The sequence below is a fragment of the Rhizobium sp. CFBP 8752 genome (assembly GCF_014842035.1).
Taxonomy (GTDB): Bacteria; Pseudomonadota; Alphaproteobacteria; order Rhizobiales; family Rhizobiaceae; genus Neorhizobium; species Neorhizobium soli.
The window spans coordinates 2153896-2172351 of the sequence record NZ_JACYUZ010000001.1 but is presented as its reverse complement, the minus strand read 5'-3'; the positions used below and the strand labels follow the sequence as shown (position 1 = coordinate 2172351).

The 18456-nt window shown below is 61.2% G+C and carries 20 protein-coding genes; 4 read left to right on the top strand and 16 right to left on the bottom strand.

Annotated elements, in window-relative coordinates; genetic code table 11:
• Positions 1-3: 3 nt before the first annotated feature.
• Positions 4-1905: an ABCB family ABC transporter ATP-binding protein/permease gene (locus IFT59_RS10485; RefSeq protein ID WP_192086779.1), complete on the bottom strand. Its 1902-nt coding sequence runs from the start codon at positions 1903-1905 to the stop codon at positions 4-6.
• A gap of 200 nt (positions 1906-2105) precedes the next feature.
• Here IFT59_RS10485 and IFT59_RS10480 point away from each other — a divergent pair, with 200 nt between their 5' ends.
• Complete coding sequence (locus IFT59_RS10480) at positions 2106-2330, top strand: hypothetical protein (RefSeq protein ID WP_062453367.1); 225 nt, start codon at positions 2106-2108, stop codon at positions 2328-2330.
• 158 nt (positions 2331-2488) lie between these two features.
• On the opposite strand, the gene IFT59_RS10475 is transcribed toward IFT59_RS10480, so the two are convergent.
• Positions 2489-4396 carry a LysM peptidoglycan-binding domain-containing protein gene (locus IFT59_RS10475; protein WP_192086778.1) on the bottom strand — a complete coding sequence of 636 codons (1908 nt, stop codon included), beginning with the start codon at positions 4394-4396 and terminating at the stop codon, positions 2489-2491.
• 159 nt (positions 4397-4555) lie between these two features.
• On the opposite strand from IFT59_RS10475, the gene IFT59_RS10470 reads away from it, so the two are divergent.
• Entirely contained in the window at positions 4556-5173 is a 618-nt protein-coding gene (locus IFT59_RS10470) for an LOG family protein (protein WP_156461814.1), read from the top strand.
• A gap of 41 nt (positions 5174-5214) precedes the next feature.
• Complete coding sequence (locus IFT59_RS10465) at positions 5215-5847, top strand: LysE family translocator (protein WP_192086777.1); 633 nt, start codon at positions 5215-5217, stop codon at positions 5845-5847.
• Positions 5848-5854: 7 nt separating this feature from the next.
• Here the strand turns inward: IFT59_RS10465 and IFT59_RS10460 are convergent, their stop codons facing one another.
• The 7 genes from IFT59_RS10460 to cysS all read right to left on the bottom strand — a co-directional run bounded on the left by IFT59_RS10460 (position 5855) and on the right by cysS (position 12048).
• Positions 5855-6184 carry a DHCW motif cupin fold protein gene (locus IFT59_RS10460; RefSeq protein ID WP_062579824.1) on the bottom strand — a complete coding sequence of 110 codons (330 nt, stop codon included), beginning with the start codon at positions 6182-6184 and terminating at the stop codon, positions 5855-5857.
• A gap of 23 nt (positions 6185-6207) precedes the next feature.
• On the bottom strand, positions 6208-7134 hold the full coding sequence (rarD, locus tag IFT59_RS10455; RefSeq protein ID WP_062453363.1) for an EamA family transporter RarD: 927 nt from the start codon (positions 7132-7134) through the stop codon (positions 6208-6210).
• Between the two features lie 134 nt (positions 7135-7268).
• Positions 7269-8384, bottom strand: coding sequence for a metallophosphoesterase (locus IFT59_RS10450; RefSeq protein ID WP_192086776.1), 1116 nt, complete (start codon positions 8382-8384; stop codon positions 7269-7271).
• A 158-nt stretch (positions 8385-8542) separates the two neighbouring features.
• The gene (pip, locus tag IFT59_RS10445) at positions 8543-9502 is read right to left on the bottom strand and encodes a prolyl aminopeptidase (protein ID WP_092661842.1); all 960 of its coding nucleotides are present in this window, start codon (positions 9500-9502) and stop codon (positions 8543-8545) included.
• On the bottom strand, positions 9499-10002 hold the full coding sequence (locus IFT59_RS10440) for a GFA family protein (RefSeq protein WP_192086775.1): 504 nt from the start codon (positions 10000-10002) through the stop codon (positions 9499-9501). The genes pip and IFT59_RS10440 overlap by 4 nt, the downstream gene beginning before the upstream one ends.
• Positions 9999-10511, bottom strand: a complete 513-nt coding sequence (locus tag IFT59_RS10435) for a GFA family protein (protein ID WP_192086774.1) — start codon at positions 10509-10511, stop codon at positions 9999-10001. Before IFT59_RS10435 ends, IFT59_RS10440 begins: the two co-directional genes overlap by 4 nt.
• A gap of 139 nt (positions 10512-10650) precedes the next feature.
• Entirely contained in the window at positions 10651-12048 is a 1398-nt protein-coding gene (gene cysS / locus IFT59_RS10430) for a cysteine--tRNA ligase (protein WP_192086773.1), read from the bottom strand.
• Between the two features lie 357 nt (positions 12049-12405).
• Between cysS and IFT59_RS10425 the strand changes: the two genes are divergently transcribed.
• A complete protein-coding gene (locus IFT59_RS10425; protein WP_062453357.1) occupies positions 12406-12633 on the top strand; it encodes a hypothetical protein in 228 nt (75 codons plus the stop codon).
• Between the two features lie 21 nt (positions 12634-12654).
• On the opposite strand, the gene IFT59_RS10420 is transcribed toward IFT59_RS10425, so the two are convergent.
• The 7 genes from IFT59_RS10420 to IFT59_RS10390 all read right to left on the bottom strand — a co-directional run bounded on the left by IFT59_RS10420 (position 12655) and on the right by IFT59_RS10390 (position 18441).
• Entirely contained in the window at positions 12655-13236 is a 582-nt protein-coding gene (locus IFT59_RS10420; RefSeq protein ID WP_192086772.1) for a DedA family protein, read from the bottom strand.
• Positions 13237-13277: 41 nt separating this feature from the next.
• A complete protein-coding gene (locus IFT59_RS10415; RefSeq protein ID WP_113111103.1) occupies positions 13278-14018 on the bottom strand; it encodes an SDR family NAD(P)-dependent oxidoreductase in 741 nt (246 codons plus the stop codon).
• Between the two features lie 84 nt (positions 14019-14102).
• Positions 14103-15605: an amidophosphoribosyltransferase gene (gene purF / locus IFT59_RS10410; protein ID WP_192076696.1), complete on the bottom strand. Its 1503-nt coding sequence runs from the start codon at positions 15603-15605 to the stop codon at positions 14103-14105.
• A 135-nt stretch (positions 15606-15740) separates the two neighbouring features.
• Positions 15741-16328, bottom strand: coding sequence for a CvpA family protein (locus tag IFT59_RS10405; RefSeq protein WP_192086771.1), 588 nt, complete (start codon positions 16326-16328; stop codon positions 15741-15743).
• A gap of 154 nt (positions 16329-16482) precedes the next feature.
• Positions 16483-17886 (bottom strand): DNA repair protein RadA, encoded by a 1404-nt coding sequence (gene radA / locus IFT59_RS10400; RefSeq protein WP_062453352.1) that lies wholly within the window; start codon positions 17884-17886, stop codon positions 16483-16485.
• A 4-nt stretch (positions 17887-17890) separates the two neighbouring features.
• Complete coding sequence (locus IFT59_RS10395) at positions 17891-18136, bottom strand: type II toxin-antitoxin system RelE/ParE family toxin (RefSeq protein WP_342366095.1); 246 nt, start codon at positions 18134-18136, stop codon at positions 17891-17893.
• Positions 18137-18183: 47 nt separating this feature from the next.
• Positions 18184-18441: a ribbon-helix-helix domain-containing protein gene (locus tag IFT59_RS10390; protein WP_184654855.1), complete on the bottom strand. Its 258-nt coding sequence runs from the start codon at positions 18439-18441 to the stop codon at positions 18184-18186.
• Positions 18442-18456: the final 15 nt, after the last annotated feature.

Sequence of the window (18456 nt, the reverse complement as noted above, 5' to 3'; positions counted from 1 at the left end):
CCGTTACTCAGCAGCAGGTGCGCCGCGACGGACAATGCCGAGATCGTCGTTTTCGCGCACCTTCTTCAACTGCTCTTCCGCTTCCGTCGCCTCGCGCTGACGGTTCCACATCGAGGCGTAGAGGCCTTCCTGCTGCAGCAGCCCCGAATGGGTGCCGCGCTCGGCAATCTCGCCGTCGCGCAGAACGATGATCTCGTCGGCATTGATAACCGTCGAGAGGCGGTGGGCGATGACAAGCGTCGTCCGGTTCTTCGAAACGAGATCGAGTGCGGACTGGATCTCGTGCTCGGTCGTCGTATCGAGCGCCGAGGTCGCCTCGTCGAGAATGAGGATCGGCGGGCTCTTCAAAACCGTGCGGGCAATCGCCACGCGCTGCTTTTCGCCGCCCGAGAGTTTCAACCCGCGTTCGCCGACCTTTGTCTCGTAGCCATCCGGCAGAGCCTTGATGAACCGGTCGATCTGAGCGATCTCGGCCGCCGCCTGGACTTCGGTATCCGAGGCACCCGGCCGGCCGTAGCGGATGTTGTAGACGACCGTGTCGTTGAACAGGACCGTATCCTGCGGCACCATGCCGATGGCCGAGCGCAGCGACTTCTGCGTCACGTTGCGCACATCCTGGCCGTCGATGGTGATCGATCCGCTCTGGATATCGTAGAAGCGGTAGAGCAGGCGCGAAATGGTGGATTTGCCGGCACCTGATGGACCGACGATCGCCACCGTCTTTCCAGCTGGCACGTCGAAGGAGATGCCTTTGAGGATCGGTCGTGCCGGATCATAGGAGAACTGCACGTCGCGAAAGGCGATGGCGCCTTTTTCAGGTCCCTGTCCTATGACAAGATCCTTCGCGTCCGGCCGGTCCACGACTTCTGCTTCGACTTCAAGAAGGTCGAACATCTGCTCGATATCGGTCAGCCCCTGGCGGATTTCGCGGTAGACGAAGCCGATGAAATTAAGCGGAACCGCGAGCTGCATCAGCAGCGCGTTGACGAACACGAAATCGCCAATCGTCTGGTCGCCGCGCTGCACCGCAAGCGCCGACATGATCATGATCACTGCCTGTCCCAGCCCGAAGATCACGCCCTGGCCGAAGTTCAGCCATCCGAGCGAGGTCCAGACGTCGGTCGCGGCCTTTTCGTAGCGCTCCATGGAGGAATCGAAGCGCTTGGCTTCCATGTCCTCGTTGCCGAAATATTTCACCGTCTCGAAGTTCAGAAGCGAATCGATGGCTTTTGTGTTCGCCTCGGTATCGTTGTCGTTCATCGTCCGGCGGATGGAGATGCGCCAGTCGCTGGCCTTGATCGTGAACCAGATATAGGCGGCAACCGTGACAGCCGTGACGGCGAGGTAGGCGAACCCGTAGGCGGCCCAGAAGATGATCGCCGTCAGCAGGAATTCGATCACCGTCGGCACCGAATTGAGGATGGTGAAACGAACGATCGTTTCGATGCCCTTCGTGCCGCGTTCGATAATGCGCGACAGGCCGCCGGTCTTGCGTTCCAGGTGAAAGCGCAGCGAAAGCTGATGCATGTGCACGAAGGTCTTGTAGGCAAGCTGGCGCACCGCGTGCTGGCCGACCGAGGCAAACAGCGCGTCACGCAGCTGGTTCAGACCCACCTGCAGGATACGGGTAAAGTTGTAGGCGACGACCAGCACGACGGCGCCCAGCAGAAAGACCGGGAGGATGCCCGCCATGTCGAGCTTGCCGTTTAGCGCATCCGTCGCCCACTTGAAGAAATAGGGGACAGAGATCAGCACCAGCTTTGCCAGGAGCAGAAACACCGTCGCCCAGATGACGCGCGCTTTCAGATCCGCGCGTCCCACCGGCCACATATAGGGCCACAGGTTGACGAGTGTGCTGAAGGGATTGCCGCTATCCGCAGATACGGTCTTCTTTTTTGCTGCCATGGATTTTACCTGAATCTGAGGGCGAAGAAACGCCTTCCCGGCAAATAGGCTGCGCAGGGCCATGTTGCAAATGAAACTCGCATGAAACCTCATCTGGCCTCATCGGTCGAAAGTAGGTATGACTACGGAGTGTATAAGTCCGAATTGCGAGGCGGAGGAGGTCTGGCTATTCGAGGGAAGCTCGCATTGGGAGGAATACTATGCGCTTCAAGACGATTGCCGTTGCGACTGCCCTGAGCACTCTTCTGTGGGGAGCCTCGGCCGGCGCGGCTTTCACTGCCTATACGGTGGTCAAGCATGTACCGCATCTGAATATATTGGAAACGGTCACAGCACTTGTCGAGCGCAACAGTCTTTCACTGCACGTTGCCGCCCATTCACTGGCAGTCACGCCGTCGCAACTGATGATCGGCGATCGGTCGTAAGTCTGTTTTCTGCAGAGTGTTGCACCGATAGCCGCCGCCGCGACGTGAGGCTCAACCTCCCGCATTCCCGTGACGAGCACAGGAATGTGGAGATTGGGGAACCCGAAGCATTGGCCCTGCGGTTTTAAGTCGTTTTCAGGAGAATTGGGGCTGCGTCATCATTTGCGATGCTGGATCCGTTCGCGGTGCAGCTCTTCCGAATCCGGCCGGAACTCCTCCGGTACGCCGAAGATCTGGCCGGGCTGGATGATGTCGGGGTTGCGGATCTGATCCTCGTTGGCGAGGTAGATCGTCGTGTAGCGCACGCCCTGGCCATACATCCGGCGCGAAATCTGCCACAGCGTATCGCCACGTCGGATGATCACCGAATTGCGTTCGCTTTGCGTCAGCGGTGCCTGCTGGAACGTCTTTGTGCCGTCGACGCCGGTGGCGGGAGCAGCCGGCGTGCCGGCCATTTCCTGTTCGTTGCCACCATCCATCTGCCGTGCCATGGCGGGCCCGACGGCGCGGGCGATCATGGCGCCGAGGTCCTTGAGGGCTGCGCCAACGGCGGCAACGTCGTTTGGAACCTTGTCGAGTGCGGCAAGTGCTGACGCTGCATCCTTGGCGGCATTGTCGGCAACGGAGCGGGCGGAAACGGAAGCGTCGGCCGGCAGGCGGTATTCGGTCAAAGACTTGAGCGTAATCGATGTGGACGAACGTGCCGCCGCCATCTGTTCGCCGCTCGGCACCTTGCCGTCGGCGTAGAGGTTCTGCAGCAGGTTGAAGGCGCGTACCACTTCGTTGCGAAGCTTCTCGAAGGCGCCGCCATCGATCGTCGACATCGGGCTTGAAACTGCGGGGGCTGCGACTGCCGCCACCTGTTCGCCGGCCGGACGGTTGAACGGAACCTCGACCATGACGGTGCGCTGGCCGGCACCGTTCAGTGCCTCGACGCTGATCCGGTGATCGCCGACCGAAAGCTGCGTGTTGCCCTCGATGACGAAATGGCCGTTGCCGCCTGCGCGCGACTGGCCGACGGGCTCGCCGTCGACAAGACCGCGCACCGTGACACCCGAGCGGGCGATGCCGGCGATAAAGATTTTCGAGCCTTCAAGCTCGACGGCGGTGATCTGCAGATCCGGTGTTCCAGCCGGCGCAGGCGTCGCGTCGGGAGCCGCGGTCGAGGACGGAGCAGAGACGTTTGGCGCGCTGGATGCGATCTGCGACGATGCCTGCGGCAAGGCCGGAGTGACGGCTGGCGTCTGAGACTGACCCGCAGCCGTCTGGCCTGCAGTGGACGGCGCAGCGCCAGGGGCAGGGGCAGGGGGTGTCGGTGATGTCGCGGCATTTGGTACGGCAGGCGCAGACGCGTTCGGCGTCGCGATGACCCGGCTCGCTTTGCCCGGCGTCGTCACCATGGCAAGCAGCTTGCCGGTCTTCGGATCGCTGGGTACGGAGACCGTCGCGGTCTCGTCCGAGACGACCGTCTTGCCGTCCTTGCCGGTGGCTTTGAGAACCAGCTGGTGATCGCCCGGCGGCAAAGGTTTGTCGAGAACGGCTGCAAAATCGCCGCTCGGGCCGACGTCGATCTTGGCGACGACCGAGTTGCCACTGGAGATTTCGAGTGTCGAATTGGGCAGCGCGCGGCCGGCAATCACGGCCGAACCGTCGGGCTCGACGCGCAGCACGTCAAAGGCGGGCTTGGCTGGCGTTTGGGCAGCGTTCGGCTGGGCGGTGACCGGGCTTGTCGCGCTCGGTGCAGCTGTTACTGCGGGTGCGGCCGGAGCGGAGGGCGCTGCCGGAGCGGAAGGGGTTGCCAGGGGAGATACGGGAGCGGCCGGCGTCGTCGCGGGCACGGATGCCTGCTCCTGCGGCTTCGGCGCGTCCGGAGAATTCGGTGCGTCTGTCGGCTTCACCGCCTGCTTCGTGCTCTCGACCGCGTCCTTGACCGCATCGCCGGCAGCGTTGATCGCATCGCCGAGCGGTTTGGCATTATGGTTGATCCGCGGCAGCACGAAAAAGACCATCAGCAGCGATGCGATGGCGAGTACGACCAGAGCGAGCCAACCGGCGCGGTTTTTCATGAGCAAAGCCTTTTCCCGATGGACCCTCCATCGTCTTTCCGGATTATCCGTTTCCTCTAGTCATAACAAGCTTTACCAGTGTTTCAGCCTTGCTCTGCGCAGTATTTCCAGCCAAATCTCGTGGTTGGTGCGTCGCGTGCCAACCCTTTGAAGTGCCTGATGGAGAAAACTGTGCCAATACGATCCATATGCGTTTACTGCGGCTCGCAGCCGGGGCGCGATCCCGCCTATATCCAGGCCGGCCGCGCGCTCGGAAAATCCATTGCAGCCCACGGTTTGCGGCTGGTCTATGGCGGCGGCACCAAGGGCATCATGGGTGCGGTTGCCGCAGGCGTTCTGGCGCATGGCGGCAAGGTCACGGGCATCATTCCGGACTTTCTTGTCGATATGGAGGCAACCCGCCATTCGCTCGGCCAGCTCGACGAACTGATCGTGACCAAGGACATGCATGAGCGCAAGCACAAGATGTTCGAACGCTCCGATGCCTTCGTCACACTTCCGGGCGGCATCGGCACTCTGGAAGAGATCGTCGAGATCATGACCTGGGGCCAGCTCGGCCGTCATGAGAAGCCGATGGTGTTTGCCAATATCGGCGGTTTCTGGGATCCGATGCTGTCGCTCGTCACCCATATGCGCGAGGAAGGCTTCATCCACCGGGGGCATCTGGTACAGCCGATGGTGATCCCTGACGTGGATGACATCGTGCCGGCCATTCTCGACCGCGACGAACAGCAGGCCGCGTCAAAGGGCGAAGCCGCCGTCATCTCGAAACTCTAGGGTTTAAGGCTTCCGCCTAGGGCAGGGGACAGGAGCACCGCATGCCAGACTGGAATATCCTGTTCGCCTTCCTTGTGACGACGTCCATCTTCGCCTTCATTCCGGGACCCGCGATGCTTTACGTAGCGGCCCGCACGATGGTTGCCGGACGCAAGGCGGGCATGATGGCGGTGCTCGGCGTCCATCTCGGATCCTACGCGCATATCGTTGCGGCAGCTGCAGGGCTCTCGGTTCTCTTTCACGCCGTCCCAGTAGTTTATGCGCTAGTGAAGCTTGCAGGCGCGATCTACCTGATCTGGCTTGGCATTTCCCTGTTTCGCACGAAGGCTGCGGGTTCAGGCGATCTGCAGGCGGAGACACCGAGATCTGCCCGAAAGGCATTTGCCGAAAGCATCGTCGTCGAGGTTCTCAACCCGAAGACGGCGATCTTCTTCCTGGCCTTCCTGCCGCAGTTCATCGACAGCGCGGCCAGCCTTCCGGTCTGGGTTCAATTCGTGGTTCTGGGACTGGCCGTCAGCGTGATCTTCACGATCGCCGATGTTTTCGCCGTTGCTCTTGCCGGGTTGGTGATGGCACGGCTCAACCGATCGAGCACGGCGCAAAAGCTTGCCCAGCGAGCAGGCGGCACCATCCTGGTCGGTCTCGGCGCGCATCTCGCGCTGCAGAGAAGCTAGAGACGCGTCAGTCGACGATGAAGAGCTTGGCGCCCAGTGTCGTCGAGGACCGGTGCGGTTCGGCGCTGTCGGCCACCTGATAGCTCATGCCGGGTTTCAGCACAAAGACGCGTCCGTCGGCAAGTTCGGTCGTCATCTCGCCTTCGAGGCACAGCAGGATATGGCCCTTCTCGCACCAGTGGTCGGCGAGATAGCCCGGCGAATGCTCCACCATCCGCACCCGGATTGGTCCGAAATGGCGGGTGCGCCAGGTCGAGTGTCCGGTGTCACCCTTGTGGACGGTCGGCTCGATCTGCGACCAGTCGGTCGTGCCGAAGGGGATATCTGACATCTGCATGAACGAAATCTCCTGATGGGCGGTCAGCGGCTGCGAAGGTCCCGCAGCATCGCCAGCGTATAGACGGCAAGTGCCGACCAGATGAACACGAAGGCTGTGAGCTTGATGCCGCTCAACGGCTCTTTGAAGATAAACACGGCGGTCAGAAAGATCATTGTTGGTGCGATATACTGCATGATGCCGATGGTCGACAGCTTCAGCAGCTTGGTGGCATTGGCATAGATCATCAGCGGCACGGCTGTCGCTATACCGGCAAAGGCAAGCAGGGCCGCATCATAGCCGACCCCGTTCAGGAAGTGGCCTTGGCCCGTCGCTTCCAGCCAGATGAGGTAGGGCAGCATCGGAATGCTGATCAGAAGCACTTCGAGGAAAAACCCCTGGTTCGGACCGATCGGCAGCGTCTTGCGGAACAGGGCATAGAAGCCCCAGGTAAATGTCAGCGCCAGCGACACCCACGGTAGACCGCCCGAACCCCAGGTGAGGATTGCGACGCCGACCACGGCAAGCCCGATCGCTGCTTTCTGCATCGGCAAAAGCTTTTCCTTCAGCACCAGCGCTGCCATCAGGATACTGAACAGCGGATTGATGAAATAGCCGAGCGCGGCATCGATCGCATGACCGTTCGAGACCGCCCAGACATAGATACCCCAGTTGGCGGTGATGAAGGCGGCGGTGACGCAGGCCATGCCGAGCATGCGCGGCGTCCGGATCGCTGTCTTCACATCCCCGGTGCGTCCGAGAATGATCAGCACGAGGCCGGCGATCGGCACCGACCAGATGGCGCGGTGCGCCAGCACCTCCAGCGCCGGAAGATGCGCGACCGCTTTCAGGTAGAAGGGAAGGACGCCCCACAGGAGATAGGCGGTGATGCCGAAGGCAAAGCCGCGCGGCGTGTCCTCGTTCTTCGCTCCCGCGGGTTGTGCGGCGACGGGAACGGTATCGGTGGCCATCAGGGCGTTTCCGGCAATTTGTTATCGTTGGCTGGCGGGATACACCAAGGCGTGGCCCCCGGCCAATTCATTTCTGTGAAGCATGGATCAGCGGCGCGACCGCTCCGACCGACCCGCTCACCGGATGCCGCAACTCACTTCGGCCTCAGCGTGATCACGGTCAGTTCCGAGGGTACGCCGAGCCTCAGCGCAAAACCGATCCACAGGGCCGTACCGTTATTGACATAGAGCGACATCTGATCGACGTCGTAGAGACCGGACACGAAGCCGTTGTTGAAGCGGGCGATAAAGCGATCGAACCCCCAGATCATGCCACCATGGGTATGGCCGGACAGCTGCAGATCGGCCCCGGCATCCGCCGAAAGCTTCGCATCGCGTGGCTGGTGGTTGAGGAGGATGACCGGAACATCAGCCGGCGCACCTGATAGCGCCTTGCCGACGTCAGGGCCTTCCAGACCGAACCGCGTGGCGTTGAGATCGTTGACGCCGGCCAGCACCATCTGCGCACCGCCGCGCGACAGAACGACATGGCCGTTGGAAATGGTGCGAAGGCCAAGCGTCTCGTATTGCCGCATCCAGTCGTCATGGCCGAAGTAATATTCGTGATTGCCCGGAATGGTGAAGACGCCGTCCGGAGCGCGCAGTTTGGCAAGCGGGGCAACATCCAGATTGCGGGCCTGCAGATCGCCATCGATCAGGTCGCCAGTGATGACGATGAGGTCGGCATTCTGGGCATTGGCCTTGGCTACCGTCTCTTCGACCCATGGCGCCTGAAACAACCGGCTGATGTGAAGATCCGTCAGCTGGATCAACCGGTAGCCATCAAACTGCGCCGGCAGGTCGGCGATCCGGATCTCGACTTCCTTGACCGGCGGCACCCGGATCGCCTGATTGACGGCAAAAGCTGCAAGCGACATGGCGAGCGCACCGATCCCGTAGCGTAGCCCGACCGGTATCCGGATCCGGCGCCGGCGAAGTGCTGCCGTGACAAGCGCGACCAGATCGAGCACCAGCTGAAATATGCCAAGCAACAGGATCATGCCCGCCATCCAGTTGACGATGATCATCGTCATCCGCGGCACTTCAGGCGAAAACATCGTGCCAAACACAATCCGGCTGATCAGGCTGTGCTGGAACACCACCATCAGCACGACGGCGATCGTTCCCTTCGCCCAGCGGGGCCAAGGCAGCGGCAGAAGGAAGCGGAGGACGACGTAGAGGCACAGAAGGGCTTTGGCGAGATGAAACACGTCGATGGGGCTCGGCTTCAGGAGGATGCGATAAGGCAGGGAGCCCTAACTGTGCCGGCCGGCGGTTAATCTCAACCGGCATAACGGGATGTTGATCGGGAGGGGTGAGGCATTGGCGGGAGCCGAATGCGGGGCGAGACGCCCCGCAAGCTTCGCATTTATGCCTTCCCCGCAAACCGATCCGTCGCCCGGATCAGTTGATCCGTAATCCCCGGTTCCGATACGGCATGTCCAGCGCCTTCGATGATGTGGAAATCTGCGTCGGTCCAGACTTTCGACAACTGGTAGGCGTATTTGAGCGGGCAGGGCATGTCGTAACGGCCATGCACGATGATGCCCGGTATGCCCTTGAGTTTTGTCGCATCACGCAGCAGCTGGCCTTCCTCAAGCCAGCCGGCATTCATGAAGAAGTGGTTTTCAATGCGGGCAAATGCGATGGCGTAATGCTCCTCGCCGAATCCGGCGGTCAGTGCCGCATCGGGAAGAAGGGTGATCGTCGATCCCTCCCAGATGCTCCAGGCCTTGGCTGCCTCAAGCTGCGCCGCCGTGTCGGTGCCGGTCAGGCGGCGGTGATAGGCGGCCATCATCTCGTGGCGCTCGTCCTCGGGGATCGGCGCGAGAAACGCCTCGTATTTTTCGGGAAACATCTCCGAGACGCCGAACTGGTAGTACCAGTCGAGCTCGGCTTTGGTGAGCGTGTAGATGCCGCGCAGCAGCAGCTCGCTCACCCGCTCGGGATGGGTTTCAGCATAGGCGAGGCCGAGCGTCGAACCCCAGGATCCACCAAACACCTGCCACTTGTCGACGCCGACCATCTCGCGCAGCCGCTCGATATCTGCGACCAGATGCCAGGTCGTATTGGCCTCAAGGCTTGCATGCGGCGTCGACTTGCCGCAGCCGCGCTGGTCGAACAGAAGGATGTCGTAGAGTTCAGGATCAAACAGTCGCGACTGGATCGGCGTGATGCCACCGCCCGGGCCGCCATGCAGGAAGACGATGGGTTTTGCCCCCTTCGTGCCATGCCGTTCGAAATAGATCGAGTGACCGTCGCCGACATCGAGCGTACCGGTCTCAAAGGCAGTCGTTGCCGGGTAGAGCGTGCGCAGCACTTCCGTCATAGATGCAGCCCTTTCGCCGGCCAGTTTTCCGTATCGTGATCGGGGTGCTGGAAGGAGATGATCTGCTCCTGCTTCGAATAGTAGTCTGTATCGCCATGAACGGGAGCGTCGAAGATCGTCTCCACCCAGGGCAGCCGGAAAGCGTGGTTGACCTGCACCTGCGGCATCAGGTCGTCGCGCTCGTCGAAGGCACCGATCGCGATATCGAGGCTGGTCGGCGTACGATAGGTCAGCGGCGTGCCGCATTCCGCGCAAAAGCCGCGGTCGATATTGATCGACGACTGGAAATACTTCGGCTCGCCGCGGGTCCACTCGACCCCGGTCTCCGCACCTTCCTGCGGTGCTGCCACAAGCGGCCCGAAGAAACCGCCGAACGCCTTCTGGCACATCCGGCAATGGCAGATGGAGGCACGACCGAGCTGTCCGTTGATCCTGAAACGCACGGCGCCGCACTGGCACCCGCCGGTTCTCGGCTGACCGGCTTTTTCCGTTTCACTCATGCGTCGTCCTCCTTCGTCATTCCGCGATCGGCGGGAACTGGTTGCCACGTCTGTGTATCGTGATCCGGGTGCTGGTTGGAAACGATATCGGAAAGGAACGGCGCCTCGTCGATATCATCCATTGTATCGTGCCCGGGCAGGGTGTGCAGATGATCCACGAAGGGTATCTTGCCTTCGGTGCCGTACTGGACCGACGGGGGTAGCGCCGACGGATCGTCGAAAGCACCGGCCGAAACCGCGATACCGTCCGCCGCCTCATAGGTCAGCGGCGTGCCGCAATTGTCGCAGAAGCCGCGCCGCACATGGTTCGAAGAGTGAAAATATTTCGGCTGTCCGCGCGTCCACGAAAAGCCGGTGCCGCGGGTGGAGACGAGGGGCGCATAATAGGCACCGAACGCCTTCTGGCACATGCGGCAGTGGCAGATCGAGACATGGTCCGGCTTGCCTTCGAGGCGAAACCGCACGGCCCCGCACTGGCAGCCGCCGGTGTAAATGTCATGGCTCGTCATGCATTGCCCCGTAGCGAGGTCTGACGGCCGCGACTGCCCACAGGGTTTGGTTGGCGCTCTGCACTCATGTCATCCTCCCCTCATCCTTTGGGTGGTCCCGTGCGAAAAGCATAGGACCACCCCGCCCACGCGGCAAGCGTTAGCGCTTTACCTCCCAGGTGGTCACCCGTTCGCCGGTCTCGGCGTTCTTGCCATCCTTCAGCTGGATACCCTTGGTTGACAATTCGTCACGGATGCGGTCGGCTTCGGCGAAGTTCTTCGCTTTGAGCATTTCGAGCCGCAGCGCGACGAGCGCATCCACCGCTTCGGCAAGCGCCCCGTCCACTTCCGTCTTTTCCGGCGCGACGCCGAGAAGGACGGCACTGGCGGCAAACATCGGCAGCAGCGTGCTGTCGGCATTGGCTTCCTGCGCCAGTGCGTGGATGCGCTGGATCGCGACAACCGTGTTGAGGTCGTCGGCGAGCGCGTCGAGGACGATCGGGCAGGGCTGCGTGCCCGAAGGAATTTCGGCAAGGTCGACGGCCGGCCATTTGGCAATAAGCCGCTCGGCCTCCTCGATGCGCTTGATCGAAAAGTCGATCGGTTCGCGGTAATGCGTCATCAGCATGGCGAGGCGCAGCACCTGGCCCGGCCACTTGCGGCCGCCGAATGTGTCGGTATCCAGCAACTGGTTGATGGTAATGAAATTGCCGTCGGACTTCGACATCTTGCGGCCTTCGACCTGCACGAAGCCGTTATGCATCCAGACATTTGCCATCACGTCGGTGCCGTGGGCGCAGCGCGACTGGGCAATCTCATTCTCATGGTGCGGAAAGATCAGGTCCAGCCCGCCGCCATGGATGTCGAAGACTTCGCCGAGATAGCGGCCGCTCATCGCCGAGCATTCGATATGCCAGCCGGGGCGACCGCGTCCCCAGGGGCTGTCCCAGCCGGGTTCGTTGTGGGAGGAAAGCTTCCACAGCACGAAATCACCCGGGTTCTTCTTGTGCGCATCAACAGCGACGCGCGCACCCGCCTGCTGCTCATCCAGCGGACGCTTGGAAAGCTGGCCGTAATCGGCCATCGACTTGGTGTCGAACAGCACTTCGCCCTCGGCGACATAGGCATTGCCGTTGCCGATCAGCTTTTCGATGATAGCGATCATCTGCGCGATATTGTCCGTGGCGCGCGGCTCGATGCTGGGCTCAAGGCAGCCAAGGGCCGCGACGTCGTCGTGAAACTGCTTCGCCGTCTTTTCGGTCACCGCATGGATCGCATCGTTGAGCGCAAGATGCGGAAAATCGCGCAGCGCCCGGGCGTTGATCTTGTCATCCACGTCGGTAATGTTGCGCGCATAGGTCACGTGGGCGTCGCCATACACATGCCGCAGCAGCCGGAATAGCACATCGAACACGATCACCGGCCGGGCGTTACCGATATGGGCGAAATCATAGACCGTCGGGCCGCAGACATACATGCGGACGTTGTCGGCATCGATGGGCTCGAACGCCGTCTTTGCGCGGATCAAGGTATTGTATAGCTTGAGCGTGACGCTCATCGAAAAATCTCCCAACATCCTGACGTCGCATGCATCTATGGCGAGCGGACCAGAGCGTTTGTCTTCAAAGCTTTTCGAGAGACGAAAACGGCCAGGCCAGCGCTTTACGCTGAGCGAATAATGATCCCGCAGATGGAAATCGCCGTGTTCATCCGTCGTTTATGGCGCGAGGCCACTGTTTGGTCAAGAGATTTGCTGATGCGTTCCCGGTCCGAAATCCCATCGAAAAAGCTGTTGAAAAGAGGTTTTCACCGCCCGCGTTTAGTTAGCGGTTAATCTTAACCAAAACCTGTGTTTTGCGTTCTGTCCATTCTGCCTAATATTAGAAATCACTGATGAAGAGTGGGAGGCAGGGTCATGGACGTAAGAACGACCTTCGTGGGAAAGCCGCTTGATCCGGGTGAGCTGGAACGGCTGGCGCGAATATACAACGTCGCGCGCTGGATGACCGGTCGCTCCAGGCACGATCCGTCTGCCGCAAGGCTGGCGGCCATGGCAATTCGCTTCTACCAGCTCGGCGTGCGCGACGACGATGTTCTTCTCGAAAAGGTGCTCAGCACCCATTCGGCTCTCACGAGCAACTGAGATGTCCGAACGGCGTGCGACCTAATTTCGGGTTCCCGCCCACATGCGTGACAACGTCTTGCGCGCCAGGAATGCGGTGACGGCAACCGCAACAAGGATTACGCCGAGGGCTGCGAGCATGTGAACATGCAGTCTCAAATGTCCAAACAGCGCCTCGACCGCGTTGCCGAACAGGTACCCGATCGCCGTTATCCCGACGCCCCAGACGAATGCGGCGATGAGATTGAGAAAGAAGAAGCGAAGAGGCGAGATGCCGGAAAGTCCGATCATCAAGGGACTGACGGTGCGGATGCCGTAGATAAAACGGAACGAGAGGATGAAGCCCGTCGGATGCGCCGCAAGCAGGGTGCGGACGCGTTCTGCAGCCTTTACCCGCATCATCCGCTGGACGATTGCCAAGCGGTTGGCGTGGCGGCCCGCAAAAAACAGCGCCTGGTCAGCGATCAGCGATCCCAAGAACGCACCCGCCGCGGCCTGCCAGTAGGGCATGAGGCCGCGGTGGGAAATCACGCCGCCGAGAAACGCTGCCGTCTCGCCCTCGACAGCCGCTCCCAGAAAGACGGCCACCGGTCCATACTCACCGATCAACTGTTCCAGGCTCATGACTAGATTCCCCCAAACGTCCGGGCTGTCGGTCTATCCGGTTATTCCGGCATTCTGAAATCGACGAACCGGTTTTCGCGCACCACGAACATGCGGCCACTGTCGGTAAGCTCTGGCGAGGCGAGGAAGAGAATCTTCTGCGCCACCTCTGAAGGATGCGGCAGTGTCTCCGGATCTTCGCCAGGCACGGCCTGCGCCCGCATCGCGGTCCTTGTGGCGCCCGGGTTGACCATGTTGACCTTGAGCGTCGTATGCGTGTTTTCCGCAGCCCAGATGCGACCCATGGTTTCGACAGCGGATTTCGAGATCGCGTAGGCACCCCAGAAAGCCGGTGCCTTTGCGGCAGCGCCTGACGAGAAGAGCAGGGCGCGACCCGCATCGGATCGCACCAGCAGCGGCTCCACCGAGCGGATCAGCCGCCACATCGAGGTGACGTTGGTCAGCATCACCTTTTCGAACACTTTCGCCTCGATATGCCCGAGCGGCGAAATTGTACCAAGGATGCCGGCATTGGCGACCAGGATGTCGAGCTTGCCCCAGCGTTCGAAGATCGAGGCACCCAGCCGGTCGATCGCCTCCATGTCGGTGAGATCGAACGGCACGAGCGTTGCCGAGCCGCCTGCAGCCTTTATCGCGTCGTCCAGCTCTTCCAGCCCGCCGACGGTGCGCGCAGTGGCGATCACATGCGCGCCGGCCTTTGCCAGCTCCAGTGCCGTGAAGTAACCGATGCCGCGCGAGGCGCCGGTCACCAGCGCAATCCTACCCTTCAAGTCGATCGTCATTGTTCCATCCCTGCCAGTCGCGACCAAAAAAGAAGGCCGCGTTCCCGCAGCCTTCTAAAACGTTCATGATCGATTGAAAACCATTCAGCCGTTGCTGGCCAGAAGCGACACCTTGCGGCCGACCGCTTCACCGTCCTTGTCGAGTAGACGCGTCGGGTAGTCGCCGGTGAAATAATGGTCGGTGAACTGCGGCCGTGCACCGTTGCGGTCTTCGCCGCCGACAGCGCGGTAAAGCCCGTTGATCGACAGGAATTCGAGCGAGTCCGCGCCGATATATTTGCACATCGCTTCGAGGCTGTCGTACTGGTTGGCCAGCAGCTTTTCACGGTCCGGCGTGTCGATGCCGTAGAAATCGGGATAGTAGATCATCGGGCTTGCGACGCGCAGGTGAACTTCCTTGGCGCCGGCATCGCGGATCATCTGGACGATCTTCAGAGACGTGGTGCCGCGCACGACCGAATCGTCGACCAGCACGACGCGCTTGCCCTCGATCATCGCCCGGTTGGCCGAATGCTTCAGCTTCACACCGAAAGCGCGGATCTGCTGAGTGGGCTCGATGAAGGTGCGACCGACATAATGGTTGCGGATGATGCCGTATTCGAACGGAATGCCGCTCTCCTGGGCGTACCCAAGAGCTGCCGGCGTGCCGCCATCGGGAACCGGCACGACGACATCAGCTTCGACAGGCGCTTCCTTGGCGAGGTTGATGCCCATGTTCTTGCGCGCCACATAGACCGAGCGACCGCCGACAACGGAATCGGGACGAGCGAAATAGACGTATTCGAACAGGCAGAGCCGTTCCGGCTGGCCATTGCCGGCCTTGCGGGCATCGATCGAGATCGAGCCGTCTGACTGGATCTCGCAGATGATCACTTCGCCGTTTTCGACGTCGCGGATGAATTTTGCACCGATGATATCGAGCGCGCAGGTTTCAGAGGCAAACACAGGCTTGCCGTCGAGTTCGCCCATCACGAGGGGACGGATACCGGTCGGATCACGCGCCGCGATCAGCTTGGTGCGGGTGATGGCAAGCATCGAATAACCGCCTTCCATCTGCCTAATGGCATCGATGAAGCGGTCTGCGGTGGAGGAGTAGCGCGAGCGCGCGATGAGGTGAAGGACGACTTCCGTGTCGGATGTCGACTGACAGATGGCGCCGCCGGCGATCAATTGCCGGCGCAGCGTGAGACCGTTGGTGAAATTGCCGTTGTGGGCAATCGCGATACCGCCGACTTCCAGTTCCGCAAACAGCGGCTGGACGTTGCGAAGAGCGACTTCGCCGGTCGTCGAATAGCGGTTGTGGCCGATCGAGATATTGCCGGGAAGCTTCGCGAGCGTGACCGGGTCGGTATAGTGATCGCCGACCAGGCCCATCCGGCGCTCCGAATGGAAGCGCAAACCGTCGAACGAGACGATACCGGCGGCTTCCTGACCGCGATGCTGCAGGGCATGCAGGCCGAGCGCCGTCAGCGTTGCCGCATCCGGGTGGCCGAGGACGCCAAAGACGCCGCATTCTTCATGAAGGGTGTCTTCGTCCCATACGTTGGAGCGGTTGACATCGAATGTTTGCGATCCCGGCTGCTGCATCTGGCCGTACCCTTTCAGGAAAAATGGAAAGGCTGGCCGGGGGAGATTTCCCCCGGAGACCAGCCCGTCTATCATCAGATTTCGAATGTTACCACAAATGGTGATGGTGTGCGCTGCATCAAGCGCAACACAGCGTCAATTATTTGTAACCGGTGCGTCTTCGGCCGGCGTCTGGTCGGTACCAATAGCGCCATCCACAGGTGCTTCTTCCTTGCCGAGGATACGGGCGCGGATCTGCGGCTCGATATCGGCGGGCAGCACGGCTTCGAGGCGACCGACCAGCGTATCGAGGAACGGCTTCGACTTGGCGTTGGTGACCCAGGTCGGCTGGGCACTTTCAGCGACCAGCCAGTTCCAGAAGGCAACGGCCACGACGAGAAGCAGGATGCCGCGGGCAGCTCCGAACAGGAAGCCGAGCGTGCGGTCGAGCGCACCGATGCGGCTGTCGATGATGAAGTCGGCAATTCTGGATGTGATGAAGGAGATGATGATCAGCGCCACGAGGAAGATGACGCCCGCCGAACCGGCAATGGCGATGCGGTGATCGGATGTGTACTTTTCCGCGTATGGCACGAGCAGCGGATAGAGATAGTAGGCAGCGGCAATGGCGCCGGCCCAACTTGCGATCGACAGAACCTCGCGGGAGAAACCGCGAACCATGGCAAGCACGGCCGAAAACAGGGTGACGCCGATGACAATACCGTCAAAGATGGTGATGGGCATGTAAACTCTACTCCAGAACCTGCCGTTGCATGCCTGCCGTCTTGGTGAAGCCAATGTGGGCCAGCCGTTTTCGTGCCTGAATCCGACCGGAGTTTCCAGCCTGATCCAGAGCGTCGAGCGCGTGTCTTACATCAGCCGTGGCGTTAACGGAAGATCAATCATCTTCCTCCTGCTTCCCCAGCTTTTTGACCGAACCGGCGATGCGCGAGACGAGATCCGGCAGGTCCTCGATCATCGTCCAGCGGGCGCTGGAGCCCTTCGGCAGTTCGGCGGATGTGGCCGGCAGCATGGCACCGGAAAAGCCAAGCTTCTCGGCTTCTTTCAATCGCTGCGCCGTCTGCGAAACGGGACGCACCGCGCCGGAAAGACTGATCTCGCCGAAAAACACATGGTCGGCCGGAAGCGCGATGCCGGCAAGCGAAGAAACAAGCGCCGAGGCGATCGCCATATCGGCCGCCGGTTCCGAGATGCGGTAACCGCCGGCGACGTTCAAATAGACGTCGTGCTGGCCGAGCCGCACGCCGCAATGGGCTTCGAGAACCGCAAGGATCATCGCGAGACGCGACGAATCCCAACCGACCACGGCACGGCGCGGCGTGCCGAGCGAGGTGGCTGCCACTAGCGCCTGAACCTCGACCAGAACCGGCCGTGTACCTTCCATGCCGGCAAAGACTGCGGCCCCCGGGGATTTGGCGTTGCGCTCACCGAGAAACAGTTCCGACGGGTTGGTGACCTCGCGCAGGCCCTTGTCGGACATTTCGAACACGCCGATCTCGTCGGTCGGCCCGAACCGGTTTTTCACCGTACGCAGGATGCGGTAATGATGGCCGCGGTCGCCTTCGAAATAAAGCACGGCATCGACCATGTGCTCGACCACGCGCGGACCGGCGATCTGGCCTTCCTTGGTGACATGGCCTACCAGAACCATGGCAGCGCCCGTCTGCTTGGCAAAGCGGATCATTGCCTGCACGCCGGTGCGCACCTGGGTGACGGTGCCCGGCGCCGAATCGGCCGTATCGCTCCACAGCGTCTGGATCGAATCGATGATCACGAGATCCGGCCGCTTGCCTTCCGACACCGTGGCGAGAATGTCCTCGACATTGGTTTCGGCCGCCAGAAGCACTTCCGTATCGGCAGCACCCAGCCGCTGGGCCCGAAGGCGAACCTGGGCGACGGCTTCTTCGCCCGAGACATAGATGATGCGATGACCACGACGCGAAAGGGCGGCCGCCGCCTGCATCAGAAGCGTCGACTTGCCGATGCCCGGATCGCCGCCGATCAGCACCGCCGACCCGCGCACGAAGCCGCCGCCGGTGGCACGGTCGAGTTCGGAAATGCCGGTATGGATGCGCGGTGCTTCCTCGGTCTCACCGGAAAGGGCGGTCAGCGTCACGGCGCGGCCCTTTTTCGGCACCTTGCCGGGACCGGACCCGATGCCGCCCATCGGATCTTCCTCGACGATCGTATTCCACTCGCCGCAGCCTTCGCACTTGCCCGCCCAGCGGCTGTGCACCGTGCCGCAGTTCTGGCACACGAATTGAGTTTTAGGTTTTGCCATGAGATCAGGTTTCGTCAGTCTTGAAGAGGTCGGGATGAAGGTTTTGATGGCCGTGCAGGACCCGGACGATGCGGACTGCCGTTTCCGTTCGGCGGAAGTAGATACAGCGCTTGCGGTATGGGAGTGCTTTGAGACCGGGTGAGAGATTATCGCGCGGCGAACCTGGAAAACCGGTGAAGGCAATCCACGCAGCCTTTCGAGTAAGATCTCGTACGAAGTGGTCGGCCGCGACCGGATCGTCGACGGCGATGCACAGGAATATGTCGAGGAGATCCTGATCGGCCAGCGGGGAGTAAATCAGCTCTTTCGGTTCAATATGCGCATCCCCCGTTCGATGATCGAATCCGCGTGTGTGTCGGCATTGGCGAAACGCACGAACTCGCCTCTCTCCAGCTGGGCATCCGCCTCGGCGATCATCGTCCTCAAGAGCTCGTCTTCGCTTCCAAGACGGCTTAGTCCCGCCGCGACGACATCCTCAGCGCTTTCATAAGCGCCCGTCTTCACCTGCTCTTCGATAAACGCCAGAGCCTCGTCATTGAGATGGATCTCGGTCATTTCGATCTCCTTTTG